The sequence below is a fragment of the Acinetobacter sp. 1424608 genome, assembly GCF_000588255.1.
Lineage (GTDB): Bacteria > Pseudomonadota > Gammaproteobacteria > Pseudomonadales > Moraxellaceae > Acinetobacter > Acinetobacter nosocomialis.
The window spans coordinates 307,892-332,246 of record NZ_JFXL01000001.1; the positions used below are offsets into that span (position 1 = coordinate 307,892).

General features: G+C 37.9%; 28 protein-coding genes and 1 riboswitch. Of the genes, 15 read left to right on the plus strand and 13 right to left on the minus strand.

Annotated features, from left to right (window positions below; translation table 11 throughout):
• Positions 1-155: 155 nt before the first annotated feature.
• The 6 genes from moaA (at position 156) to J678_RS06190 (ending at position 4,817) form a co-directional block, all read left to right on the plus strand.
• Positions 156-1,196 (plus strand): GTP 3',8-cyclase MoaA, encoded by a 1,041-nt coding sequence (gene moaA, locus J678_RS06165; protein ID WP_079377415.1) that lies wholly within the window; start codon positions 156-158, stop codon positions 1,194-1,196.
• Complete coding sequence (locus J678_RS06170) at positions 1,197-1,451, plus strand: MoaD/ThiS family protein (RefSeq protein ID WP_001187656.1); 255 nt, start codon at positions 1,197-1,199, stop codon at positions 1,449-1,451.
• Positions 1,452-1,454: 3 nt separating this feature from the next.
• A complete protein-coding gene (locus J678_RS06175) occupies positions 1,455-1,943 on the plus strand; it encodes a molybdenum cofactor biosynthesis protein MoaE (protein WP_017394105.1) in 489 nt (162 codons plus the stop codon).
• A 23-nt stretch (positions 1,944-1,966) separates the two neighbouring features.
• Positions 1,967-2,890: a bifunctional molybdenum cofactor biosynthesis protein MoaC/MoaB gene (gene moaCB, locus J678_RS06180; RefSeq protein ID WP_000799981.1), complete on the plus strand. Its 924-nt coding sequence runs from the start codon at positions 1,967-1,969 to the stop codon at positions 2,888-2,890.
• Complete coding sequence (locus J678_RS06185) at positions 2,890-4,125, plus strand: molybdopterin molybdotransferase MoeA (RefSeq protein ID WP_017394104.1); 1,236 nt, start codon at positions 2,890-2,892, stop codon at positions 4,123-4,125. Before moaCB ends, J678_RS06185 begins: the two co-directional genes overlap by 1 nt.
• Positions 4,126-4,334: 209 nt before the next feature.
• Positions 4,335-4,817: a winged helix-turn-helix transcriptional regulator gene (locus tag J678_RS06190; protein ID WP_004886841.1), complete on the plus strand. Its 483-nt coding sequence runs from the start codon at positions 4,335-4,337 to the stop codon at positions 4,815-4,817.
• An 8-nt stretch (positions 4,818-4,825) separates the two neighbouring features.
• Here J678_RS06190 and J678_RS06195 read toward each other — a convergent pair whose 3' ends face one another.
• On the minus strand, positions 4,826-6,217 hold the full coding sequence (locus tag J678_RS06195) for a PLP-dependent aminotransferase family protein (protein ID WP_031944686.1): 1,392 nt from the start codon (positions 6,215-6,217) through the stop codon (positions 4,826-4,828).
• 121 nt (positions 6,218-6,338) lie between these two features.
• Between J678_RS06195 and J678_RS06200 the strand changes: the two genes are divergently transcribed.
• The gene (locus J678_RS06200) at positions 6,339-7,202 is read left to right on the plus strand and encodes a DMT family transporter (protein ID WP_017394103.1); all 864 of its coding nucleotides are present in this window, start codon (positions 6,339-6,341) and stop codon (positions 7,200-7,202) included.
• Positions 7,203-7,206: 4 nt separating this feature from the next.
• Here J678_RS06200 and J678_RS06205 read toward each other — a convergent pair whose 3' ends face one another.
• The 4 genes from J678_RS06205 to tusD are packed head-to-tail and all read right to left on the minus strand — an operon-like array spanning position 7,207 to position 8,603.
• Entirely contained in the window at positions 7,207-7,518 is a 312-nt protein-coding gene (locus J678_RS06205) for a TusE/DsrC/DsvC family sulfur relay protein (RefSeq protein ID WP_001047539.1), read from the minus strand.
• A 19-nt stretch (positions 7,519-7,537) separates the two neighbouring features.
• Complete coding sequence (locus tag J678_RS06210) at positions 7,538-7,822, minus strand: hypothetical protein (protein WP_000194628.1); 285 nt, start codon at positions 7,820-7,822, stop codon at positions 7,538-7,540.
• 17 nt (positions 7,823-7,839) lie between these two features.
• Positions 7,840-8,190 (minus strand): hypothetical protein, encoded by a 351-nt coding sequence (locus J678_RS06215; protein WP_017394102.1) that lies wholly within the window; start codon positions 8,188-8,190, stop codon positions 7,840-7,842.
• Positions 8,191-8,234: 44 nt separating this feature from the next.
• On the minus strand, positions 8,235-8,603 hold the full coding sequence (gene tusD, locus J678_RS06220) for a sulfurtransferase complex subunit TusD (RefSeq protein ID WP_000105718.1): 369 nt from the start codon (positions 8,601-8,603) through the stop codon (positions 8,235-8,237).
• Between the two features lie 65 nt (positions 8,604-8,668).
• On the opposite strand from tusD, the gene galE reads away from it, so the two are divergent.
• Complete coding sequence (galE, locus tag J678_RS06225) at positions 8,669-9,676, plus strand: UDP-glucose 4-epimerase GalE (protein WP_004886857.1); 1,008 nt, start codon at positions 8,669-8,671, stop codon at positions 9,674-9,676.
• A 114-nt stretch (positions 9,677-9,790) separates the two neighbouring features.
• Positions 9,791-11,185 (plus strand): class II fumarate hydratase, encoded by a 1,395-nt coding sequence (fumC, locus tag J678_RS06230; RefSeq protein WP_017394101.1) that lies wholly within the window; start codon positions 9,791-9,793, stop codon positions 11,183-11,185.
• A gap of 117 nt (positions 11,186-11,302) precedes the next feature.
• Here the strand turns inward: fumC and J678_RS06235 are convergent, their stop codons facing one another.
• Together J678_RS06235 and J678_RS06240 are read right to left on the minus strand one after the other, a co-directional pair.
• Positions 11,303-11,599, minus strand: coding sequence for a hypothetical protein (locus tag J678_RS06235; protein ID WP_004708384.1), 297 nt, complete (start codon positions 11,597-11,599; stop codon positions 11,303-11,305).
• 182 nt (positions 11,600-11,781) lie between these two features.
• Entirely contained in the window at positions 11,782-12,243 is a 462-nt protein-coding gene (locus J678_RS06240) for a hypothetical protein (RefSeq protein ID WP_017394100.1), read from the minus strand.
• A 312-nt stretch (positions 12,244-12,555) separates the two neighbouring features.
• Between J678_RS06240 and J678_RS06245 the strand changes: the two genes are divergently transcribed.
• Together J678_RS06245 and J678_RS06250 are read left to right on the plus strand one after the other, a co-directional pair.
• A complete protein-coding gene (locus J678_RS06245) occupies positions 12,556-13,047 on the plus strand; it encodes a hypothetical protein (RefSeq protein WP_017394099.1) in 492 nt (163 codons plus the stop codon).
• 146 nt (positions 13,048-13,193) lie between these two features.
• Positions 13,194-13,281, plus strand: a riboswitch (glycine riboswitch).
• 177 nt (positions 13,282-13,458) lie between these two features.
• Positions 13,459-14,703 (plus strand): D-amino acid dehydrogenase, encoded by a 1,245-nt coding sequence (locus tag J678_RS06250; RefSeq protein WP_017394098.1) that lies wholly within the window; start codon positions 13,459-13,461, stop codon positions 14,701-14,703.
• A 46-nt stretch (positions 14,704-14,749) separates the two neighbouring features.
• On the opposite strand, the gene J678_RS0103865 is transcribed toward J678_RS06250, so the two are convergent.
• Complete coding sequence (locus J678_RS0103865; protein ID WP_016804874.1) at positions 14,750-15,394, minus strand: hypothetical protein; 645 nt, start codon at positions 15,392-15,394, stop codon at positions 14,750-14,752.
• Positions 15,395-15,497: 103 nt separating this feature from the next.
• On the opposite strand from J678_RS0103865, the gene ispF reads away from it, so the two are divergent.
• A complete protein-coding gene (ispF, locus tag J678_RS06255) occupies positions 15,498-15,980 on the plus strand; it encodes a 2-C-methyl-D-erythritol 2,4-cyclodiphosphate synthase (protein ID WP_002049661.1) in 483 nt (160 codons plus the stop codon).
• On the opposite strand, the gene J678_RS06260 is transcribed toward ispF, so the two are convergent.
• The 5 genes from J678_RS06260 to glnL form a co-directional block, all read right to left on the minus strand.
• A complete protein-coding gene (locus tag J678_RS06260) occupies positions 15,977-16,501 on the minus strand; it encodes a protein tyrosine phosphatase family protein (protein WP_025466181.1) in 525 nt (174 codons plus the stop codon). The genes ispF and J678_RS06260 overlap by 4 nt on opposite strands.
• 192 nt (positions 16,502-16,693) lie before the next feature.
• Positions 16,694-17,614 carry an ornithine carbamoyltransferase gene (gene argF / locus J678_RS06265; protein WP_002049620.1) on the minus strand — a complete coding sequence of 307 codons (921 nt, stop codon included), beginning with the start codon at positions 17,612-17,614 and terminating at the stop codon, positions 16,694-16,696.
• Between the two features lie 113 nt (positions 17,615-17,727).
• Positions 17,728-18,381, minus strand: coding sequence for a multidrug efflux transcriptional repressor AdeN (gene adeN, locus J678_RS06270; protein ID WP_031956313.1), 654 nt, complete (start codon positions 18,379-18,381; stop codon positions 17,728-17,730).
• Positions 18,382-18,657: 276 nt separating this feature from the next.
• Complete coding sequence (gene glnG / locus J678_RS06275) at positions 18,658-20,151, minus strand: nitrogen regulation protein NR(I) (protein WP_004708399.1); 1,494 nt, start codon at positions 20,149-20,151, stop codon at positions 18,658-18,660.
• A complete protein-coding gene (gene glnL, locus J678_RS06280; RefSeq protein WP_002049598.1) occupies positions 20,138-21,247 on the minus strand; it encodes a nitrogen regulation protein NR(II) in 1,110 nt (369 codons plus the stop codon). Before glnL ends, glnG begins: the two co-directional genes overlap by 14 nt.
• A 341-nt stretch (positions 21,248-21,588) precedes the next feature.
• Here glnL and rimO point away from each other — a divergent pair, with 341 nt between their 5' ends.
• From rimO to frr, 3 genes are all read left to right on the plus strand, one after another.
• On the plus strand, positions 21,589-22,932 hold the full coding sequence (gene rimO, locus J678_RS06285) for a 30S ribosomal protein S12 methylthiotransferase RimO (protein WP_032027199.1): 1,344 nt from the start codon (positions 21,589-21,591) through the stop codon (positions 22,930-22,932).
• 51 nt (positions 22,933-22,983) lie between these two features.
• The gene (gene pyrH, locus J678_RS06290) at positions 22,984-23,712 is read left to right on the plus strand and encodes a UMP kinase (protein ID WP_000852257.1); all 729 of its coding nucleotides are present in this window, start codon (positions 22,984-22,986) and stop codon (positions 23,710-23,712) included.
• Between the two features lie 85 nt (positions 23,713-23,797).
• Positions 23,798-24,352 carry a ribosome recycling factor gene (gene frr, locus J678_RS06295; RefSeq protein WP_002049637.1) on the plus strand — a complete coding sequence of 185 codons (555 nt, stop codon included), beginning with the start codon at positions 23,798-23,800 and terminating at the stop codon, positions 24,350-24,352.
• Positions 24,353-24,355 lie beyond the last annotated feature (3 nt).

Genomic DNA, 24,355 nt, shown 5'->3' on the forward strand with positions numbered 1-24,355 from the left:
CGATGAAAAGTCTATAAAAAATTTAAATATTATGGAAAATAAGTAGAGCTGGAACAAATTTTGCTATTAAAGAACAAAGCACTATTAAGATGCAATTTTTTGTATTTGATTGTTCATAATCGGTGCTCGCAAGATTTGAAATGTTCTCGATATGAGTGCAAATGATGAAACAATATCACTCTGAAAATGCGCCAAGCCTTCTGCAAGATCAATATGGGCGTATCAAGCGTAAGTTACGAATTTCTGTAACTGATCGCTGTAATTTTAAGTGTGTATATTGCATGCCTGAGCATCCAGAATGGTTAAATAAACAAGACTTGCTTAGTTTTGAAGCGCTCTTTCAATTTTGTCATTTTATGGTGCAGCAAGGTATCGAGAGTATTCGCATTACGGGTGGTGAACCATTAATGCGTCAAGGCATTGTTCATTTTGTTCGTGATTTGCAGGCCTTAAAAGCATTAGGTTTAAAACGTATATCGATGACTACAAATGGTCATTACCTTGCTAAATACGCTAAACAACTAAAAGACGCTGGATTAGATGATTTAAACATTAGTTTAGATAGTCTTGATTCAATTCAATTTAAAGAGCTCACTAAGAAAAAGTTAGAACCGGTTCTTGAGGGTATTCAAGCTGCTAAAGATGCAGGACTGCCTTTTAAAATTAACTGCGTATTAATGAAAGATAAAAATGATGATCAAATCTTACCTATGGTGAAGTGGTCAATTGCTAATCATATTCCTTTACGTTTTATCGAGTTTATGCCGCTTGATGGTGATGCACTTTGGTCAAATAAAGATGTGGTAAGCGAGGCTGAAATTTTACAGACTTTACGACCGTATTATTCGGTACAAGTGATCGAGCAGCAACATGAGCCAGCGCGTCAATATCTAATTAACGGTAGCTACCATTTAGGAATAATTTCTACAATTACGCACTCATTTTGTCATCAATGTGACCGTATACGACTTACCGCAAAAGGCGAACTATATAACTGTTTATTTGCACCACAAGGTTTAAATATTAAGCCTCAGCTTCAAGCACTGGTAAGCAAACAACATAGCCCAGAATACGGTATATATATCCAAAATTTAAAGAATTTGGTTCATCCTTATATCTGGCATAAAGCAAAAGGTTTCCATGCCTTACAACATCAACAAACCCGTAAAATCAGCATGCATATGCTTGGGGGATAAATGCAACAATCTATCCAAATTAAAGTCGAAGCATTTGGTGCAATTGAAAAATTGCTTCCTGAAAATCTTTTGTTAGTTTGTCCGAATCATAGTTTGGTTAAAGATGTATTGGATGAAATTGTTTTATTACATCCTGAATCGACAAAAGCCATGGAAAAATGTGCATGTGCAATTGGTGATAATGTCATAACTAGACAAACTGTCTTAAGTGAGCCATGCACTTTGGTTTTATTATCACCCGTTGCTGGAGGATGAATCATGAAACAGTTCGCAAGAATACAAGAGCAGGCTTTAAGCCTAGATACTTTTGATCCGATTCAATCTTTTCCTGAGTGTGGCGGTATCGATATTTTTATGGGTACGGTTCGTAATCACCACGAAGGTAAAGCGGTAAAGGCGCTGAAATATACATCTTATAAACCGCTTGCAGAAAAAATGATACGTGAAATTGAACTAGAAATTGAGAAAAAGTATCAGGTATCTTATGTGCGAGTGGTTCATCGAATTGGATATCTAGATGTTGGTGAAACAGCCATTATTGCGATTGCGTATGCAGCCCATCGCCGTGAAGCTTTTCAAGCATGTGAGGAAGCAGTCGAACGGGTAAAACATGAAGTGCCTGTCTTTAAAGAAGAGTTCTTTACAGATGGCACAAGTCATTATGTAGAGGGCTGTTGTATTCGTAAGGATGCGCCGCACGACCACAAACATCACCATCATCATGCCGGCCATGAGCACTCACACTGAAATATGTAACACTAGGATAAATAATGAAAAACGTAGGAATGAAGCCGGAAAGTTATCGTGTTGCCGAAGCACAAGCGATTTTATATGCACCACCGCACTGTATTGAACTATTAAGACAAGGAAACACGGAAAAAGGTGATGCCCTAAAAACAGCACGTGTTGCAGGAATTTTGGCAGCCAAACGAACTGATGAGCTGATTCCACTATGTCATCCGCTACCGATTTATCGGGCAGATGTTGAATATGAATTGGAACACGACTTTGTAAAAATTATTGCTGTTGTTGAAACTATTGGTCCAACTGGCGTAGAGATGGAAGCTTTAACGGCGGCAAGCCTTGCAGGCTTAACTATCTATGACATGTTAAAGCCTCATTGTGAACCAGAAGAACTCTGGATGGATCAATGTAAACTACTTAAGAAAAAAGGCGGAAAATCCCATTTTAAACGGGTATTGCGTCAACCTGTTTCGGCTGCTGTTATTGTCTTGTCAGACACCGTAGCAGCGGGTAGAAAGCCGGATACTGCCGGAAAATCTGTGGTTGAAACTTTAACTGAAGCTGGCTTTGATCCAATTCATTACCAAATTTTGCCTGATGAAGCAGATGATCTCAAAGAATTGGTCCTAGAACTCACCAAATCGTATGCTTGTATTATGACGGTGGGTGGAACAGGAATTGGTAAGCGTGATATTACGGTTGATACGCTAGAGCCTCTTTTAGAGCGTAAATTAGATGGCTTAATGGAAGCTGCTCGCTCATTTGGACAAAAACGCACGCCATACGCTGCTATGTCACGCGGAGTAGCAGGGTTTATTGACCGTTCTTTAGTGGTGACATTACCGGGAAGCCGTGGTGGCGCAAGCGAATCAATGGCCGCTATTTTACCCGCATTAGTCCATATTTTTGATGTTTGCCGTGATTTACCACATCCGGGAGGCTATGAATAATGTCAGGTTGTGGTGCTGAGCGTGGATTAATCAGTATAGATGAAGCGCTAGATTTAGTTATTAATAAGCCTAAAAACTTAAGCTCTATTCAAAAGACTCTAACAAATAGCCTAAGTAGCTATCTTGCCAAAGATATTTACTCTGAAATTAATTTACCAAGTTTCTCTCAAAGTGCGGTAGACGGATATGCACTTTGTAGCCATGCAGAAGATTTGAATAATCAAAAGTTCCAAGTCACAGGTGAGATTCGTGCCGGAAGTGAGAGTCACGACATACTCGGTGAAGGTCAGGCAATTCGTATATTTACGGGCGGCAAAATTCCTGAAGGAACAACGCATGTAGCTCGACAAGAAATCGTATCGGTTATTTCGGCCCAAGAAATTTGTTTAACGGAACATATACGCCCTCAAGCCGATATCCGCTTTACCGGAGAGGAAATCCAGCAAGGGCAGTTGCTTGCTCAAGTAGGACAACTTTTGAATATTGGAAGTTTGGCTGCTTTAAGTATGGCGGGTGTGCAAACCGTTGAAGTCTATCGTGCACCGAAAGTCGCTGTTTTGATCACGGGTGATGAAGTTGCCGAAACAGCAGAAGATCTAGCTGAAGGTAAAGTCTTTGATGCAAATGGCCCATTACTAAAAGCTTGGTTTGAAGATTATGGTTTAGATATCGAGCTGATTCACGTAGCAGATGAAGCAGAGCAGGTCAGCCATTACTTTAATCAACTAAAAGACAGCCATGATGTTGTTATAACGACTGGCGGAGTGTCGGTAGGAGACTACGACTTTGTTCGGCCCTGTGCTTTCGAAGTTGGGTTTGAACAAATCTTTTGGAAAGTTAAACAAAAACCGGGTAAACCTTTATTCTTTGCCGAATACCATAATTCACAAACCCGCCATTCTTGCTATTTATTAGGTTTACCGGGCAATCCAGCTGCGGTATATGTCGCAATGCAAATTTACGGAAAATCTTTGCTTGATGCATTGCAGGGCAATAGACAGGGACCAGAATGGTTTACCGCAATTTTAGAGCATGATTTAAAAGAAGATGCACGTGAGCGTTTTTTACGAATGTATGCTTATTTTGATGCAGGACAACTGAGGGTAAAAAGTTTGGCCAAGCAACAGTCCCATATGCTGAGTAATCTTATGCAAGCCAATTGTCTAGTCCGTATTCCTGCGAATACAAAACTAGCATCAGGAACTGTGCTAAAGGGAATCTTTATTTCAAATTAACTTATAAATAAGCTGAATATAATTAATCCATACGGATGGATTAATTATATTTTATATCTATTTTTAGTGACTGTTATTTTAAAAAAATAAGCTTTATAAATATACTAAAAACTTATTTCTAAGCTCTATATTGCATATAACATATTAAGTGGTTTAGGGTATAAATAATAAGGCAAATAGGCCAGTTCTATATTGAGGAAAGCATAAAGATGAAATGGGATGACATCGGTGATCAGCCTTGTTCTGTTGCCCGCATGCTATCAGTGATTGGTGATCGATGGACGATGCTAATATTACGTAATGCTTTTATGGGAATTCGCCGTTTTGATGATTTTCAAAAATCATTAGGTGTCACTCGTCATGTCCTTTCTGATCGCTTAAAACGGTTGGTTGAATACGAAATTTTAGTCAAAGCTCCTTATTTTGACCGTCAGGAGCGTTTTGAATATCGTCTCACTGATAAAGGATTTGAACTTTATCCAATTATCTTATCTATGGCGAACTGGGCAGATAAATGGATGGATCAAGGTTTAGGTAAACCTTTGGAATATCGTCACAAAACATGTGGACATAAGTTTGAACCTGTTATGGTGTGTTCAGTATGCCGTGAGCCATTACATGCAAAGCAAGTTCAGGTTTCGGCTGGGCCGGGCTATTTTGCTTATATGCAACAAAAGCAAAAACAGGCTTAAACTCGGTTCTATAACGACTCTTGTAGAAGTGCTTCTGCAAGGGTCTTATAAATATAATCATGATTTGATTGAGTAATATTAAAACGGATAAATTGGCCTGCCGATTGGGCCTGGCTAAAAGCATTTCCCGGAGCGAGAATCACTTGCCGATTCAGGCAAAACTGAGCAATCTTCGCTGCATCTACACCTTCTGGTAGACGACACCACACAAAAATTCCAGCCTTGGGTTCAATCCACGGTTCTATCCCAATTGATTTAAGTTTCGCGATGGTTTCTTGCATGGCTTGAGCTAAACGAACTTTTAATAAATCTAAATGCTTACGGTATGAACCATCGGTTAAAGCTGTGTGTAAAATCTTGGCTGAGAGACCATTGTGAGAAAAACTGGTGGCTATTTTTAAATCGGTAATCTGATCAATCCATTCTGGTTTCGCAATAATGTAGCCGCAGCGAATAGAGGCAGAGAGCGTTTTAGAGAAACTTCCAATAAAAATCACACGTGAAAGGTTGTCTAGGGCTGCAAGTCGTGGAGCTGGAATATATTCAAAATCCGAAAATATATCGTCTTCAATCACAATTAAATTCGACTGATCAATCAACTTCAATAATTGATGAGCTGTAGAGAGTGAAAGTGTTGCGCCAGTGGGGTTATGTATTCCTGAATTTGTAATATAAAGCCGAGGATTATAGCTCACAATCGCTTCTTTAAATGCCTCTAAGTCTGGGCCATTAGGAGTGTAGGGAATACCAATAACTTTAACTTGATGAACTCTAAGTAGAGCATGAAAGTTAAAGTAGCAAGGGTCATCAATTAGAACTACATCATCTGGTTTAAGTAAAAAACGACAAACCAGATCAATAGTTTGAGTGCCTGAATCGGTTAAAACAACTTGATTGAGATTTGCCTCTATACCTTTATTTTGTGCTCGCCTAGCCAGCAGATCTCTTAATGCCGGCAGCCCTAACGGTGAAGAATAACCCATTAAACCATCATCTTCACTTCGTGTAACAGATCTTAATGCCTTGCGGATACTTTCAAGCGGCATCCAGTCATTAGGTAACCAACCACAACCGGGTTTAAACGCATCAGGTTCTGCCTCTAAAGACTGACGTGAAATCCATAACGGATCTATTGAGCGATCTAGTTTGGGTCCTAATTCACTTAAGTCTAAAGGAGCAAGTGGTGCCACGACATAAAAGCCGGAACCACTACGTGATTCAATTTTCCCTAGGGCAATTAATCGTTCATAAGCTTCGACAATCGTAGAAACTGAAAAACCTAAATCTTTGGCCAGCTTGCGCACAGAGGGGAGTCGAGTTCCCGGAGTCAAAGAGCGATTCTTAATTTGTTGTTCAATCTGTGAAATAACAAGTTCGATTTTTGTTTTTGTCTGGTTCACGTTAATCATCTCTACTGTACTGCTTATTTATACATAACAGTTTTTTAAAATTGTACTGCTTTGTATCTGGTTTTGACACCATATCACAGCTTAAATTCTTCGTATAGTTGCGGAGAATAATATGCAAAAGTTTATGAACGGTTGGGTGAATGGTTTTATTGGGGTTGCAATTTTTGCCGGTTCATTACCGGCTACCCGTGTTGCGGTAACAGGTTTTGAGCCTGGTTTTCTAACAGCAGCAAGAGCTGTCATTGCAGGAGTTTTGGGTTTAATTCTTATTTTTTTACTTAAGGAAAAAAAGCCTGCTAAACAAGATTGGTGGCCACTGGCTATTGTGGCTTTAGGCGTTGTAGTTGGGTTTCCCTTATTTACTGCGCTTGCTCTACAGTATATGAACGCAGCCCACGCGATTGTCTTTGTTAGCCTTCTACCGCTCGCTACTGCCATATTTGCAGTAGTGAGAGGTGGAGAAAAACCAAATTTATTTTTTTGGATATTTGCAATTTTAGGCAGTCTGGTAGTTTTTACCTATATGTTCTTTTTGTCGGGTGAAGCATCTTTTGGCATTGGCGATTTATACATGCTTATTGCAATTATTTTGTGTGGATTTGGCTATGCCGAAGGCGGAGTACTTTCGAAAAAAATAGGTGGATGGCAGGTGATTTGTTGGGCGCTTATTTTAGCTTTGCCGATTATGTTGCTTGCTACTCTTTTTTATATGCCCGTTTCCTTTCAAGATGTATCTACATCAGCGGTTGCAGGACTGATTTATGTATCTTTATTTAGTATGCTCATCGGGTTCTTTTTCTGGTACAAAGGTCTTGCTCAAGGCGGTATAGCTGCAATTAGCCAGCTACAACTTTTACAACCATTAATGGGACTCGCGATTGCTGCACTTTTATTACATGAACATGTAAGTTGGTCGATGTTAATGGTAACGGCAGTAACAATTTTATGTGTCGCTGCCGCTAAAAAATTCGCATAAAAATTTATAAACAATTTGCCGGTTTAGGAATACCTGCTAAGCGACTGAGATGGCGAGCAACTAAACCGGTATTAAATTTTTGCTGTAAAACAGCATTATTAATATCTGGACTTACGGTTTTCATTAAAAACTTAATCAAAGGACGTGTTGCAGGAGAATGCCCAAATTGCTGATAAAATTGGCGAACCGCAGCTAAAACTTCAAAATGCCAATCTGTTAATTCAAGATCGAGAGATTTGGCGAGTTCCTGTGCTACTTCGGGATTCCAAATCGTATAGTCGACTAAATGACCATCTTGATCTAATTCTAAATTCATAAAAATGAGCCTAACTATATTATTTCAAAGAAATGCATCGATTAAATTGTAAAACCAGATCCGCAAACTGGTCATAGTTCAATACCTTAACGTGAGCTAAGGTTTCTGCATCAATTAAATCTTTTTCATGAGACAAACAAGAAACTGAGCCAAACTGCTGACAAATATTTACCGAAAGTTGAGCAGTTGAGTCACCCATAAAAACAATTTGATCATCTTTATGAAATAGCTTTGCAAGTTCTTCAATAATGCGAGGAGTATGGTGATAAGAAGCTTGCACAAGATAAAGAGTTGATTGCGTCATTAAAATTACACCTTTATCTACCAATATAAGACATGATCGAAAGATTGGATGAGTTCAGTATCTAGCTGAACAAATTCTAGTTTCTGCTCACTCTTTTGAACAAAAGGATGCTGTTTATTTTTGTCTTCAATAAGAATTGGGCTTAAGTCATAAAACTCAAAGCTATCTACCATATTTGAAGCAATTTTAAATGCATGCTGCAATTGGTCAAAGTTACGTTCATTTTGTAAAAGACTAAGAGCCGCATCTTTTAATAATACTTTGACTGGTGAGCCAAAGGTTGCTAAAACCATAGTAGCGGCGAGGCTTTCATTGACTTGTAGGCTGGTTAAATTGGCTTGGGTCAAAATAACGAGTACAGTTTTCACACAATATACCTTTTAAAAGCAACAATCTAAGTTAATAAAGTAACTTAGAATTGAAGAAGACGAGAGGCTGACTGTACTGCATCAGCAAGTTCACCTAGTCCAACCAACTCAAAGTTGTTCGCTAGGTTGTGATGACTAAGTTGATGACGACTCGCATTTTCTGCATCGGTAATCCCACGTGCAAGAGCTGCGCTGACACAGACAGGAAGTCGGATCGCGAGCTTTTGCCATTCATGCGTTAAATTACGCTGGTCGTCAGGAACCCATTGAAAATCATTCGCAACTTGAACGCCATCTTGGTAAAAGAATACACGAAAGTCTTCATTTTTACTTTTGAGTGCCTGAGCAAGGCCTAGCGCATGCCAAGCATGGATCGAAGTAGGAGCAGAGGTTATTAGTAGTAATGTACTCATTGAGAATTCACTATGGTCATACGTCTAAATGGGCGTAGATACATTAAGAGAAAGGTAAGTATACAATGATTTTAGTGACAGGTGGTTTAGGCTTTATCGGTTCACACATTGCATTGAGTCTGCTGGCTCAAGGCCAAGAAGTGGTTATTGTCGATAATTTGGCTAACTCGACCTTGCAAACGCTTGAGCGGTTAGAATACATCTCTGGTATGTACGTTCCGTTTGTTAAACTTGATGTACGTAATACACCTGCATTGAACAAAGTATTTGAACAGTACTCAATCGATGCAGTTATTCACACAGCTGGTTTTAAATCTATTGAAGAGTCTAATTTAAAACCGCTCGAATATTACAATGACAATGTCAGTTGCATTATGAGCCTGTTACGTGCAATGCAACGTACTGGTGTTCGTCATTTTATCCATTTATCTAGCTTGGCAGTCTATGGAAAATCTGGTTTGCAGTTAAGCGAAACAGAAGACTTCAACTATGCTTATCCTAATCCATATATTAAATCTCAACAGATGATTGAAGAAATCATTAGAGATACTCATAAAATTGATCATGAATGGAAAATTGCAATCCTACGCCTATCAAATATTGTAGGTGCTTTTGAGCATGGTGTATTAGGTGAATATGTTGCACAGCTCCCTAAAAATATTGTACCGCTTGCATTACAAGTTGCAGCGATGCAGCGTGATTTAATTGAATTACAAGATCAGGTTTCGACCGAAGACCATACAGTAGAACGTAGCTTTTTACATGTATTAGATGTATGTGAAGCAGTAAGCTTAACTTTACATTGGTTACGCGATCAAACCCATTGCTGTGAAGCTTTTAATATTGCTCATGAGCAAGTGCAATCGATTCGTCAATTATTAGATGAAATTTCACAGGTTACCCAAGCCGAAATTCCGACGCAATCGGCAATTTATAAGCATGAAGAGTTGGCCCAATTGGGTGCAAATATAGGAAAAGCAAAAACTTTATTACAATGGAATCCGAAACGAACTTTAAAGCAAATGATTGAAGATGAGTGGAGATTCTATCAAAATACATTAAATGGAAGATAAGATAATGATTCTTATTTACAATAATGAAATGCTTGAGTACGATATTAAAATTAACTAGCCAAAGCAAAAATTGCTTCAGCCCGTGAGTTCTTTAGCCACATAACCGAGGTTTCTATGCAAACACGAATTGAACATGACACTATGGGTGAGATTGAAGTTCCAAATGAAGCGCTATGGGGAGCACAAACCCAACGTAGCTTACAGAACTTCAAAATCGGGCAGGAGCGTTTACCCCGTGCCATGATTCGAGCGATGGGCTTGGTAAAAAAAGCTGCGGCAATAACCAATGCAGAATTGGGCCAGTTACCACAAGATTTGAGTCAGTACATTGTAGGTGCTGCCGAAGAAGTGATTGCAGGGAAATGGGACTCACAGTTTCCACTCGTAGTTTGGCAAACAGGTTCTGGTACGCAAAGTAACATGAACTGTAATGAGGTGATTGCAAATATTGCAAATCAAAAGCTAGGCCAAGCGCTCGGAGCACAAAAGCCAGTACATCCAAATGATCATGTTAACCGTGCACAATCTACTAATGACTCATTTCCAACGGCTATTCATGTTGCGGCAAGTTTGCAAATTAATGAATTACTGATTCCAGCTGTAGAGCAGCTTAAAGCGACTTTGCAGAAGAAGTCAGATGAATTTCAAGAGATTGTCAAAATTGGCCGTACCCACTTACAAGATGCGACGCCACTAACACTTGGCCAAGAATTTAGCGGTTATGTTTCTCAGCTTGAGCACGGTTTAGTACGCTTACAACAAGCTTTAAGTGGTTTGTATGAGTTGCCATTGGGTGGTACAGCAGTAGGAACTGGTTTAAATGCTCATCCTGACTATGCTGTTAAAGCCGCAGCTCAGCTTGCAGCTTTAACGGGTTTGCCATTTGTTACTGCTCCTAATAAATTTGAAGCACTTGCAGGACGTGATGCAGCTGTTTTTGCATCAGGTGCATTAAAAACTTTAGCAGTAAGTTTAAATAAAATTGCTAACGATATTCGTTGGTTAGCAAGCGGACCACGTTGTGGTTTTGGTGAAATTCGCATTCCTGAAAATGAGCCAGGCTCAAGCATTATGCCGGGTAAAGTGAACCCGACCCAGAGTGAAGCAATGACTATGGTGGTTGCACAAGTGCTTGGTAATGATACGACTATTAATGTCGCTGGTGCTTCGGGTAACTTCGAGCTTAATGTATTTATGCCAGTAATCGCTTATAACTTACTGCAATCTATTCAATTGCTTGGTGATGCATGTAATAGCTTTAATGACCACTGTGCAGTAGGAATTGAGCCTAATCATGACAAAATTGATCACTTCTTGCATAACTCTCTCATGTTAGTTACTGCATTGAATCCGGTTATTGGTTATGAAAACTCTGCAAAAGTAGCGAAAACTGCTTATAAAGAGAATAAAACTTTAAAACAAGTGGCTGTTGAGCTTGGTTTAGTTACAGCAGAACAATTTGATGAGGTCGTTAAACCTGAAAAAATGGTTTCGCCAAATAGTAAATAAGCGATCTATATAGCCATCAGCCGTATAATTATGCACAGAATGTACAGTTAAACTACTGATGGCTATTATGTTTACACCTTAAATCTAGAACTTTAACTTATAGATTGAAAATAAAAGCTACATCAGAAGATCTTCTATATATTCCCAGCCATTTACTTTCATTTCTTCAAACTTTCTTTTTAGTTCTTCTTTTGTATATTCATGTGAGTCTTTAGCTAAAAGAATATGATAAGAATTAGAGGCTGGGTCTATAGTGACCTCACTAATTTCTACAGGTTCAATCACACCATTTTCGGTTAAACCAAGATCAGTAAAGCACATTCCTTTTACTGGTATAACGCTACATTCATATTCTTTCGAAATAAAGTAATGGTTTGAATAAGTTGAATAGGTACGTGAAGCGCGGATCTTCATTGATCTCTCCTTTATTTGTAGAGAAGATTTGTATAGTCTGGCGTCTTTTAGCAGTTAAAACTGTTTAATTTTTATTGCTTATTTACTATGGATCTTTGTTATTTAAAGTTTTTTTAACAATCTATATCAAAACTATTATAGAAGCCTTCCATCAGAAAGAAGGCTTCAGGAAATATAAAAGCTTATTTTAAAATTTTATAAACTTTCTCTTTGTATTCATCATTGGAAATGACTCCTTTATCGTATTGCTGTTTTAATGATCTATATTGTTGAATACGAATATCCCTTTTAAGGCTTATATCATCATGATTTTTAATGTAATAGAGACTTCGATCATGATCGCTCATGTTCACTGTCGGGTCAGCAAAATGCGAGTAGGTATTTTTTGGTTTCTCATCTTGATATTGTTTGGCAATTTCAAAAAAATCTACTCTTTGCTTATTGGAATCGCAGTGAAAAGAATTGTGTTGTGATTCATTAAACTTATGACTTGAAGTGTTACTTAGCTCAAGCATACTTCTATGGCGATTCGATTCTTGGTCATAAAATTCTTGTTTAATTGGGGAAGTAATCGTTTCAGAAAATACCGAAGAAGAAAAAGTACTAATACTTAAAAATAATAAAATTAATTTTGATCTATTCATTTCTTTGGAAGCCCAGATGAAATTGAGTAAATCAATGTATTATAACATTAAATTTAACAGTATACTAAAAAATAATATATTTAAAATATATGCATTTTTAAATTTTTGAAGTTGTATGAGATTTATTTGCAAGTTTCTAGGTTGTAATTATTTCTTGATTAAGCTTTATCAAACCAACTTAGAGTTGAATAAGCTGCCATAATTGTTAAAATGCCCACCTTATCCTGTTTTTCTATTGTTTTTAATTTTTATTTATTTTGCGATATGGAAATTAAACACATAATAAACAGTTGTTTAGCTAAGGATTTTTGAATGCTCTCGATTTATTTAACAGATACCGAACAACATGTGCAGTTTAATGATTACCCGAGTGATCAGCCTGTTAAATTTCTGTTAAATCTTAAAAAGATTTTTCCAAGTACTGGTGATTTGCTGTTACCTGTTTTGCCTGAAGATAATAATCTGGAAAATGTAACTTGGGAATCAACGACGAAAGACTTTGAAATTTTCAAAAAATTGTTGGCCGGTTGGGGTGTTATTGAGCTTCGTTTAAATGCAATCACCACATATAAAGATAAAAATTTTGCAAATGAGTTAATTAAACAAGCTCAAGTGAAGCGAAAAAAAGTAGCGCAAAAAAATTATCAACTCTCTTTAGTTGCGTTAGATTACATTTTTATGCACGAAATTCATGCACTCATTGATGCTGAGTTGGTCACAATTGGTGAGAAGTTTTATTTACCAACCTTGAGAGAGCAGTGGAAAGGTCATGTTTCAGACCAAGTGCTTGAAGGAAAGCTTTAATAAATGGCAAAAGGTGAATTTAAATAATTCACCTTTTTTTGTAATTAAATCAAATACTTTCATATTTAATTGAATTGCTGTACAAAAGTTTACAAGAAAAGAATGCGTTTTTTTAAAAGTGGCAGATACATTGCTTATATAAATACAAAATTATTGCGGGAGAGAGGTTCTTAAGAACCCGCCGAAGGAGCAACAGGCCCGGAAACTCTCAGGCAAAAGGACTGTAATAATTAAAAAATCTGGAGAGCAGCTTAAGATTTATAAGCATGAAGAATAAAAACTTATAAGTCATAAACTCACCGAAGGGGAAGATCGAAATGCTAAAAGGTAGTATTTAGGTCGAAACTCTCAGGTACAAATGACAGATGGGCTGTACTGATGAAATGTTTTTGCATTTCAGAGGAGTCTGTTATGCCACATGTTATTGTGATTGGTGCAGGAATCACAGGGGTTACTTCAGCCTATGAATTATCTCAATTAGGTTACCAAGTCACAGTGATTGATCGCCACCTTTATCCAGCTATGGAAACATCATTTGCAAATGGAGGGCAATTATCTGCTTGTAATGCAGAAGTCTGGAACCAGAAAGCGACCGTTATAAAAGGTTTTAAATGGATGAGGCAAAAAGATGCTCCTCTATTACTTAATCCTTCTTTTAGTTTGCACAAATATAGCTGGTTAGTTGAGTTTTTATCTCATATTAAAAATTATGAGGCTAATACGATAGAAACTGTTCGTTTAGCATTGCTTGCTCGTAAGCGCTTATTTGAAGTCGCTGAAAAAGAGCAGCTTCAATTTGATTTGGAGAAACGCGGTATTCTTCATATGTATCATACTAAGGGTGACTATGATATTGCCAAGCGAGTTAATGATGTCTTGAATAAAGGGACTTTGGAGCGCTACTCAGTTTCACCTGAAGAAATGAAGTCAATCGAACCTTCTTTAACGGGTGAGTACTTTGGTGGTTATTACACACCAAGCGATGCAACTGGAGATATTCATAAATATTCAACCACTTTAGCTGAAAAGACTAAACAATATGGGGTGCAGTATAAGTTTGGTTTAGAAGTTACTGATATTAAGTGTCATACAGATAAAGTGGTACTGAATTGTCAGCCAAGTGCTGAGCATCCGCATCTTTCTCAATCAGATAGCTTTCAATTAGAAGGTGATGTTCTGGTGGTTTGTGGTGGTGTAGGGAGTTATCAATTGGCTGACATGATTGGTGAGCGTGTAAATGTTTATCCTGTGAAAGGCTATTCGATTACTGTCCAATTGAAAGATGAGAAAAGCATTAAAAATGCGCCGTGGGTAAGTTTGCTTGATGAGAGTGCCAAAATTGTAACCTCTCGTTTAGGACAAGACCGTTTACGTATAGCAGGTACAGCTGAGTTTAATGGTTACAATCGAGACATTCGTGCAGATCGTATTCAGCCATTAGTTAATTGGGTGAACCGCAATTTTGACATTTCAACTGAGCATGTTGTGCCTTGGGCGGGTTTAAGACCAATGATGCCTAATATGTTGCCTGTAGTGAAACAGTCTAAGCAATCACGGGTTTTTTATAATACAGGGCATGGCCATTTAGGTTGGACTTTGTCAGCAGCAACAGCTGTTTTGGTGAGTCAGGATATCCTGCAAAAATATCCAGCTTAAAAAGAAAAGCCAGTGTAGATGCACTGGCTTTTTTATTTTATATCAATTAATCATATAGTCGATAAACACCAGTAAATCGCTCACAGCCTTTTTGTTGAGTCTTTACAACAAGTAAGGCCTTTTGAAAATCAAATTTGTATTTGCAGTTATGCTCGTTATCTAAAATTTCACTTTTCTGCTCTGGAGAGCTATAAGCCATTAATGAAATAGTTTGGGCTTCTTTTCGGTTATTCGGATTACGGTAAGCTAACCCTTCTATTTTGATTTTATCTTTAGCAAGTTGATGGATTTGTAAATGAACAGGTTGGGCTGCAATGTGCCCATTTTCAAATTTAAGGTAATGCTGTGTTAGGGTTTGCTTAAGTGAAGCATAAAAATTTAAATCATCACCACGTACGTCAAACTGTTGTTGAATACATGAATTGGTTTTACATTGTTGCGTATGTTTAAACCACAATGTTTGAGTATCTTGTAGAAGCTGTAATGGGGCATCTGTAACTAAGTATGCAGAAAGATATTTGTTGTTGAGTTGCTTTCGTGCTTCGCTAAAGTTTTTTGAACAGATTTTGAGCTCTGATTTTGCGTTGGAGCAGTCAATGGATTCTGCAAAAACAAGCGATGAGCATAAACAACTCAATGTCACGACAAAACTTAATCTTTTCAATTGATTCATATCAGTATTCGACGGCATGATCGCTTATACTTTCAGTCTACTTTGCTAAGTGTACTATAGCGAAACACAACGGTTGAATACAAGATTTCTTAAGCTTTTATAATAGAAGGAAAGAGTTTATATGGTTGCTCAAATTCGTATTGGTCAAGGAATGGATGTGCATGCCTTTGAAGAGGGTAACTTCGTAACTTTAGCTGGCATTCAGATTCCGCATACGCATGGCCTGAAAGCACATTCTGATGGTGATGTCGTGTTACATGCACTATGTGACGCTTTATTAGGTGCACTAGCGCTTGGAGATATTGGTCAGCATTTTCCAGATACCGATCCAGAGTTTAAGGGTGCAGATAGTCGTGTACTACTAAAACACGTTTATCAACTAATCTTAGACCGTGGTTATCGTTTAAATAATGCTGATATTACTGTAGCCTGCGAACGTCCTAAATTAGCGAAACATAATTTAGAGATGCGACAAAGCATTGCGGATGTTTTGAATGTGGATTTAAATCAAATTAGCATCAAAGCGACCACTACCGAAAAACTCGGGTTTACTGGTCGCCAAGAAGGAATTTTAGCAACAGCGACGGTATTAATCTCTAATTAGACTAAATTATCAGCTTGTTGCAAAGACTGCTGGAGTTCTAAAGTAGCCTTACGGCCTTGTAGCTGTAAGGTAATACTATGGATAAGACCTGTCCAAGTTTCATTTGGCTCCCAAATTTTGTGCAGTAAATCTTGGGAAGTAGGCATGTCCATATTCATATAAAATTGTCTGTAGACATACATAAGACAACTTACGCGTTTATTTTTGGCACAATGTAACCAAACAATTTCATTTTGAACCAAATGATCAATTAAATCTAAAACCAATAAGCATTGGTCAGAAGATGGTGTTTCCCAGTCAATTGGAATATGAATGTAATTTAAACCATGCTCAAGACAAACCCGATCTTCGTTTTCTATACAATCTGGTGAGTTTGTCAAAGCTAAATTGATAACGGTACTACAACCATACTCTTTAATAAGTTTAAGCTGTTCAATAGAAGGTTGTGCTGAACTAAACAAATGTTCATGAATAATTGAAAATGCAGGGATTTGAGATAGTGATTCTTCAAGGGTTGTCATAATCGCACTCTACAAGAGTAGGCTTGGCTTATTGTGTAGAATGTTATACACGATTCTAGAGTGTAGTTGAAATATAGTCTGTTTATATATTCAGCAACATCATGAAAAATTTTAAAAAAATAAACTAGAAAAATAAGTATTTTATAGAAATAAAAAAAACAGCACCTTAAAGGTGCTGTTTTTATATCAAGATTAAGCTTTTTTCAAATTTTCATTCAATAAAAATTCCATTAAAGCTTTTTGTGCATGTAGACGATTTTCAGCTTCATCCCATACAACAGAGTTTTTATGATCAAGCATTGTTTCTGAAATTTCTTCACCGCGATGGGCTGGTAAACAATGCATAAATAAACAATCTGGGTGTGCAAGACTCATCAGTTTTTCATTTACCTGAAAAGCCGCAAATGCGTTCTTACGTAATTTTTGTTCTTCTTCTTGCCCCATGCTTGCCCAAACATCTGTAACGATAAGGTCAGCATTTACAGCCGCATCTTCAGCATTATCAAAAAGCTCAACGCAATGACCAAATTCTGCTAAAAATTCAGGTTTAGGTTCAAAACCTTTGGGTGAAGCAATTTTTAATTTAAAACCCATTAAATGTGCAGCTTCAATATATGAGTTACACATATTATTACCATCACCAATCCACGCTACGGTTTTACCTTCGATACTACCGCGATGTTCAATGTAAGTTTGTAAATCTGCGAGTAGCTGACAAGGGTGGTGGTCATCAGTTAGGCCATTAATCACAGGAACTTTTGAATAAGATGCAAAACGTTCAACAATGTCATGACCAAACGTACGAATCATCACAATATCAAGCATACTTGAAATAACGCGTGCTGAATCTTCGATAGGTTCACCGCGACCTAGCTGTGTATCGCGAGGTGATAAAAAGATAGCACTACCACCAAATTGATTAATACCGGCTTCAAAAGAAATACGCGTACGTGTACTCGATTTTTCAAAAATCATTCCCAATACTTTACCAACAAAAGGTTGATACACCTTATTGCTTTGTTGCATTTTTTTTAGTTCGCTTGCGCGCTGTAAAACGCGATTGAGTTCTAATGTAGATAGATCACGTAAAGTCAGGAAATGTCTTAAAGCCATGTAGCTACTCCATAATAATTGTCTTTGAAATACAACAATTATCTGTTGTTGGCTGGGTGGATGTGGGAAAAAAGAAGTCTACTATACTATAAGCATTTCAAAATGCAAAAGAATTAGACTTTATGGTGGCCTTTTAAGAAAATTTCTACACAATAATGAATATAATCAAATACTTCATATTCATTGGTTGGCAGTGGCATGCCCATAATCATACGCCACTCAATATCACGTAAAATCCCAAAATACATGAGAGATGAGTGATCGGGAGAGGTACAAGTAATTTCACCAGCCTGATGAGAAATAAGTAGTGCTTGAGCAATGGTATTTTGTACGTCTTGAGCGCATTTTTCGTATAAATATTTGCTCAAAGTTGCATTCCACTGGGTTTGTTCAATAACCAAACGTAAAAAAGCAATATGCTCAGGTTGAATAATGTGGTTATAAAAACGGATAAGAGTTTGAATTAAGTATTCTTTTAAAGAAGCCTGATCTGGTTGAAATGCAATACAAATATCTTTAAAGAACATCTCACGGCGGTAATCGCAAATTGCAGTAAATAAACCTTCTTTATTACCAAAGTATTTATAAATAGAAGCTTTTGAACCACCAGCATGATTGACGATGTCATCTAAAGAGACAGCATCATATCCTTTTTCCAAAAACAGTTCGGTTGCGCTTAGCAATAGTGCTAAACGACGTTCTACACCGCGACGTGTTTGAGGTTTGTCACATATAGGATGATATGACTCAAGGACTGGATCATGCATAAAATTTAATAACGACAATTAATACTGCTTAACTAGTATAACAAAACTATCTTTAAGGATGGTCATCGCTATATTTTTAGGTTGCTTGATAAACAGTAATATAAAATTTAGTTTGAATAAATATTTTAAAATACAAATATTTATGAAATATTTTGAAGGTTTTTAATGATGTAACTGTATGTTCACATTTTAGTTTAACCATGTCTTTTCAATGTAAATCAAGATAAAGAAAAAGCGACTAATGGATTTAGTCGCTTTTTCTTTTACGAATGATTATTAAGCTTCAGACAAAGTTACTTTGTGTTCATCCTCATCATCGTCATCAGCAGAATCCATACCTAGTTCTTTTAACTTTCGGGTTAGAGTGTTACGGCCCCAACCTAATAGCTCGGCTGCATGACGTTTGCGCCCACGAGTTTGCTGTAGTGCAGCATTAATTAAAGTGCGCTCAAACATTGGTGTAGCAATATCCAAAATCTTCATTTCGCCATTTTTGAGTTTTTGAATTGCCCATTGACTTAGTAGCTCATCCCAATGATGTAAAGAAATACGCTCAAAAGATGGAGCAGGTTGGCTAGCTTCACTATTTTTTTGAAGTGGAACTTGTTTAAGTTCTGAAGGTAAATCTTCTGGGTAAACCTCACGGCCAGTAATCATGACGGTTAACCAGCGGCAGGTATTTTCAAGCTGACGAACATTACCGGGCCATGGTAATTGCTGCATATAGTCAGTTGTCTCGGTACGTAAAATCTTTGGACTTACGCCTAACTCTTTACCAGCACGAGCCAAGAAATGTTGAGCTAACATCGGAATATCTTCACTTCGATGTGCAAGCTTAGGAATATGAATACGAATTACATTTAGACGGTGGTATAAGTCTTCACGGAAGCGACCTTCATTTACCAATTTTTCTAAATCTTGGTGTGTTGCCGCTACGATCCGAACATCAACTTTAACAGGGATATGCCCGCCAACGCGGTAAAACTCACCATCTGCGAGTACACGTAGTAATCGCGTCTGTGTTTCAAATGGCATGTCACCAATTTCATCAAGGAAGAGAGTGCCACCATTGGCTTGTTCAAAGCGACCTTGATGTTGAGTATTCGCGCCAGTAAAAGCACCTTTTTCATGGCCAAATAATTCTGTTTCGATCAAGTCTTTCGGAATTGCTGCCATGTTTAGAGCAATAAATGGTTTGGCTCTGCGTGGTGAATGCTTATGTAAAGCATGTGCAACTAATTCTTTACCTGTTCCTGACTCACCATTAATTAAAACGGTAATATGCGACTGAGATAAGCGACCAATTGCCCGGAAAACCTCTTGCATAGCCGGAGATTCACCAATAATTTCTGTCGATTGTAGCGGAGAAGCAGTTTTTGTAGCCTCTTGCTGCTGCAATTTATTGATATGTAAAATTGCTCGATTGACTAAAGCTAAAGCTTCATCAATATCAAACGGTTTTGGTAAATACTCAAATGCACCAGTTTGATAGCTAGATACAGCAGACTCTAAGTCCGAATGCGCTGTCATAATGATCACAGGCAAATCAGGATGAGAGTTTTTTACTTTAGATAAGAAAGTTAATCCATCAATGCCTGGCATACGGATGTCAGTTAAGATGACATCCGGCGCATCATGATGTAAACGTTCGAGTGCTGTTTGAGCTTCTTCAAAATTGGTGACGTCAAATCCTTCTTCTTTAAAGGTCTTTTCAAGTACCCATCGCATGGCGCGATCGTCATCAATAACCCATATTTTATTTCGCGACACGGTCTGACTCCCAAGGTAAATATAAGCTAAACATTGTTTTTCCAGGAACTGATTGGCATTCAATCATTCCGTTATGTTGATGCATGATGTTCTGTGCAATACTCAGGCCAAGGCCTGTGCCTTTTGCTCGTCCTGTAACCAAAGGATAAAACACAGACTCTAAAATGCTTTCGGGAATACCCGGTCCATTGTCCTCAATATCGACTCGTACCGCAGAGCGATTGAGTACACCATTAATAGTGACTAGACGTTGAATTCGGGTACGTAAAATTAATTCAGGCTCTTGATCTATAAAAAAAGATTTATTTTCTGTGATAGCTTGAATTGCATTAACGCTAATATTGAGCATGACTTGGATAAGTTGATCTCGATCGGCTTTTACATCCGGTAAAGATAAATCATAGTCACGCGTAATTTTGATTTTTTTCTTGGTTTGATTTGCGATTAAAGAGCGTACGCGTTCCAAAGGTTCATGCACATTTACGTTTTCATAACTCGGCAGTTGTCTTGAACCTAGCATAGTGTCTGCTAAATTGGTGAGACGGTCTACCTCATTAATAATGACATCTGTAAATTCAGCATAACTCTCGTCATTTAAACTACGAGCAAGTAACTGAGTTGCACCCCTGATACCAGCCAGAGGATTTTTAATCTCATGAGCCACACCTCTAACCAGTTGTCTAGCCACCTGATGTTGTTGAATTAGGTTTTCTTCTTTAGAAATTTTCAACATCCGATCAATTGGATTTAGCTCAATAAGTAAGAGCGGGTGGTAGCTTTTGCCTGCATTTAACTGGGAAACCGTATAATCAACATGTAAGTCTTTAAAGTTGACATTAATTACAGCTTCACGACGTGTATAAGGCTGTCCTGTTTTTAGAGTATTGAGTAACGCTTCATGTGTATTAAAAGTATCATCAGGGGCATGAAGTAAATTTAAAACCGGTTGTCCAGAAGCGCGAAGCAAACTAATGTCAAAAAGTGCTTCACAAGCAGAATTTAAATAAAAAATATTAAAGTTACTATCGATTAGTAAAATCGCAGTAGTTAAGTTGTCTACCAAAAGGCGATAGTCGATAGGTGTGTGTTGATCCATTAGCGAATCGTTCCTGTCTTAAAATGGCGCAATGGCATCTTCATTAGTTATCGGTTTTCACCGTTATAGAACATGCATGATGCAAAATGTACGCCAACTTTGTTTATGGATTATTTTAAGGTTTCAAGCGTAGTTAAAGCGCTCTAAAATCGTTCTTAATATCTTTTGGTCAAAAATATGGAGGTATATACCAATAATATCATGATCCAACTTGGTGCAATATTGAGTTTTGGTGCAAATATTGGTTGTATTTTGGTGCATTACACAAAGAGTGGGGTTTCCACCTATGCTTGAGACGAGAAAAGACATACAATACGCGCATTCAAGTGGAGCGCAGATTCATGAAGACCCCCAAAGTCGGTTTTGTTTCTTTAGGTTGTCCTAAGGCATTGGTAGATTCTGAACGAATTTTAACTCAGTTAAAGACTGAAGGTTATCAAGTTGCATCAGATTATGATGGTGCTGATTTAGTTGTTGTTAATACCTGTGGTTTTATTGAATCTGCAGTACAAGAATCGTTAGATGCAATTGGCGAAGCCATGAGTGAAAATGGCCGAGTTATTGTTACAGGTTGTTTGGGTAAAGACGAAGATAAAATTCGTCAAATGCACCCTAATGTTTTAAAAGTCACTGGTGCAGCAGCTTCCCAGGACGTTATGGAAGCTGTACATGAATATGTGCCAGCACCGCCTAAACATAATCCGTTTATTGATCTTGTTCCTGAGCAAGGTATCCGTTTAACACCTAAACATTATGCTTATTTGAAAATATCTGAAGGCTGTAACCATCGTTGTACCTTCTGTATCATCCCAAGTATGCGCGGTGATTTAGTATCACGTCCGGTTGGTAGCGTATTAGAAGAAGCTGCCGCATTAAAACGCGCAGGTGTGAAAGAAATTTTGGTTATTTCACAAGATACTTCAGCTTATGGTGTAGATACTAAATATAAGCTGGACTTCTGGAATGGCCAACCTGTAAAAACCAAATTCTTTGACATGTGTGAAGCACTTGGTCAGCTTGGAATCTGGGTTCGTCTACATTATGTATATCCATATCCACATGTTGATGCAGTAATCGATTTGATGGCTCAAGGTAAAATCTTGCCATACCTCGATATTCCTTTCCAACATGCAAGCCCACGTGTTCTTAAATTAATGAAACGTCCGGCGCATAGTGAAAATACTTTAGAAAAAATTAAATTATGGCGTGAAAAATGCCCTGATCTTGTAATCCGTTCTACTTTTGTGGTTGGTTTTCCAGGCGAAACTGAAGAAGACTTCCAGATTTTGCTCGATTGGTTGGTTGAAGCTCAACTTGATCGTGTAGGGTGCTTTACCTATTCACCAGTAGAAGGCGCTACGGCAAATGATTTACCAGATCATGTGCCAGAAGAAATTAAGCAAGAGCGTTACGAGCGCTTTATGCAAGTGCAGCAGCAAATATCTGCTGCCAAATTACAAAAACGTATTGGTCAAACGATGACTGTATTAGTCGATAGTTTGGAAGATGAATATCCTGTTGCTGTTGCACGTTCTTATGCCGATGCTCCGGAAATTGACGGTAATGTCTTTGTAGAAGATATCGATAAGAGCACGATTCAACCAGGCGATATGTTGGAAGTCGAAATTACCGATGCGGATGAATACGACTTATTTGCAAAGTTAATTAAAATTAAATCGGTCTAATCGAATCGCGATTCAAAAAGCATTCAGTTTAAGAGGTCTTGGAGCAAAATCATGGCGGAAACAATCAGCCCCCGTTATTCACGAATTTTATTAAAATTATCTGGTGAAGCTTTATCAGGTAATAAAGATATGGGTATTGATGCTCAAGTTTTAGATCAGATGTCACTTTCTATTGCGCATTTGGTAGGCTTGGGCGTGCAAGTAGGTATCGTTGTTGGTGGCGGTAACTTATATCGTGGAAGCCAGTTGCAAAAAGATGGTTTGGTTGGCCGTGTAACAGGTGACCAAATGGGTATGCTTGCGACTGTGATGAATGGTTTGGCAATGCGTGATGCATTGGTGCGTCGTAACATTAGAACTCGTCTTATGTCTGCACTACCAATTGGTACTGTTGTAGAGTCATACTCAAGTCGTGATGCAATCCGTCATTTAAGCCAAGGCGAGGTCTGTGTTTTCGTTGCGGGAACAGGAAATCCATTCTTCACAACTGATACAGCAGCATGTCTACGTGGTATTGAAATTGAAGCAAATTTAATTTTGAAAGCAACCAAAGTAGACGGTGTTTATAATAAAGATCCAAGCAAATATGAAGATGCAGTGAAATACGATCATTTAACATTTGATCAGGTGTTAGATGAGAAGTTAGGTGTTATGGATTTAACAGCAATTTGCTTATGCCGTGACCACAATGTGCCATTGCAAGTATTTGATATGAATAAATCTGGTGCGCTTTTATCAGTTGTAATGGGTGAAAAAGAGGGTACACGCGTTACTAAATAATGTACGTGTGCCGCAAAGCTCTTTATACTAGCGCTAAATTAAATTTGTTATATACATCCTTGAATAAATAAGTAAGGAAGATCATATGATTAACGATCTGAAAAAAGACAGCGAACAGCGTATGATGAAAACTCTTGAGTCTTTGGAACAAGGGTTTGCTAAAGTTCGTACCGGCCGTGCACACCCATCAATTTTAAATGGGGTAATGGTTCCTTACTATGGTTCTGATGTGCCTTTAAACCAAGTAGCGAACGTTGGTGTTGAAGATTCTCGTACGCTTATCGTTCAACCGTTTGAACGTACAATGGTATCTGCTATTGATAAAGCAATTCGTGAAAGTGATTTAGGTTTGAATCCAATTACTGCTGATTCAATCCGTGTACCTTTACCAGCTTTAACTGAAGAAACACGCCGTGATATGCAGAAAGTTGCACGCAGTGAAGCTGAAAATGCAAAAGTTGCTATTCGTAACATTCGTCGTGATGTTTTAGGTGATATCAAAGCATTATTGAAAGAGAAAGAAATCTCTGAAGATGATGAGCGTCGTGCAGGTGATGATATCCAAAAAATCACTGATAAATATGTTGCAGAAGTAGATAAGCGTCTTGCAGCGAAAGAAGCAGAATTGATGAAGGTCTAATTT

Coding starts and splice junctions, on each gene's coding strand:
- tusD (WP_000105718.1), bottom strand. CDS start 8,603: ATGAGTACATTACTACTAATAACCTCTGCTCCTACTTCGATCCATGCT.
- glnL (WP_002049598.1), bottom strand. CDS start 21,247: ATGGATCAACACACACCTATCGACTATCGCCTTTTGGTAGACAACTTA.
- argF (WP_002049620.1), bottom strand. CDS start 17,614: ATGGCTTTAAGACATTTCCTGACTTTACGTGATCTATCTACATTAGAA.
- J678_RS06245 (WP_017394099.1), top strand. CDS start 12,556: ATGCTCTCGATTTATTTAACAGATACCGAACAACATGTGCAGTTTAAT.
- J678_RS06250 (WP_017394098.1), top strand. CDS start 13,459: ATGCCACATGTTATTGTGATTGGTGCAGGAATCACAGGGGTTACTTCA.
- galE (WP_004886857.1), top strand. CDS start 8,669: ATGATTTTAGTGACAGGTGGTTTAGGCTTTATCGGTTCACACATTGCA.
- J678_RS06205 (WP_001047539.1), bottom strand. CDS start 7,518: ATGAATTTAGAATTAGATCAAGATGGTCATTTAGTCGACTATACGATT.
- J678_RS0103865 (WP_016804874.1), bottom strand. CDS start 15,394: ATGCCGTCGAATACTGATATGAATCAATTGAAAAGATTAAGTTTTGTC.
- frr (WP_002049637.1), top strand. CDS start 23,798: ATGATTAACGATCTGAAAAAAGACAGCGAACAGCGTATGATGAAAACT.
- fumC (WP_017394101.1), top strand. CDS start 9,791: ATGCAAACACGAATTGAACATGACACTATGGGTGAGATTGAAGTTCCA.
- J678_RS06210 (WP_000194628.1), bottom strand. CDS start 7,822: ATGACGCAATCAACTCTTTATCTTGTGCAAGCTTCTTATCACCATACT.
- J678_RS06200 (WP_017394103.1), top strand. CDS start 6,339: ATGCAAAAGTTTATGAACGGTTGGGTGAATGGTTTTATTGGGGTTGCA.
- pyrH (WP_000852257.1), top strand. CDS start 22,984: ATGGCGGAAACAATCAGCCCCCGTTATTCACGAATTTTATTAAAATTA.
- J678_RS06170 (WP_001187656.1), top strand. CDS start 1,197: ATGCAACAATCTATCCAAATTAAAGTCGAAGCATTTGGTGCAATTGAA.
- J678_RS06235 (WP_004708384.1), bottom strand. CDS start 11,599: ATGAAGATCCGCGCTTCACGTACCTATTCAACTTATTCAAACCATTAC.
- adeN (WP_031956313.1), bottom strand. CDS start 18,381: ATGCATGATCCAGTCCTTGAGTCATATCATCCTATATGTGACAAACCT.
- ispF (WP_002049661.1), top strand. CDS start 15,498: ATGGTTGCTCAAATTCGTATTGGTCAAGGAATGGATGTGCATGCCTTT.
- rimO (WP_032027199.1), top strand. CDS start 21,589: ATGAAGACCCCCAAAGTCGGTTTTGTTTCTTTAGGTTGTCCTAAGGCA.
- J678_RS06240 (WP_017394100.1), bottom strand. CDS start 12,243: ATGAATAGATCAAAATTAATTTTATTATTTTTAAGTATTAGTACTTTT.
- moaCB (WP_000799981.1), top strand. CDS start 1,967: ATGAAAAACGTAGGAATGAAGCCGGAAAGTTATCGTGTTGCCGAAGCA.
- J678_RS06185 (WP_017394104.1), top strand. CDS start 2,890: ATGTCAGGTTGTGGTGCTGAGCGTGGATTAATCAGTATAGATGAAGCG.
- J678_RS06175 (WP_017394105.1), top strand. CDS start 1,455: ATGAAACAGTTCGCAAGAATACAAGAGCAGGCTTTAAGCCTAGATACT.
- J678_RS06260 (WP_025466181.1), bottom strand. CDS start 16,501: ATGACAACCCTTGAAGAATCACTATCTCAAATCCCTGCATTTTCAATT.
- J678_RS06190 (WP_004886841.1), top strand. CDS start 4,335: ATGAAATGGGATGACATCGGTGATCAGCCTTGTTCTGTTGCCCGCATG.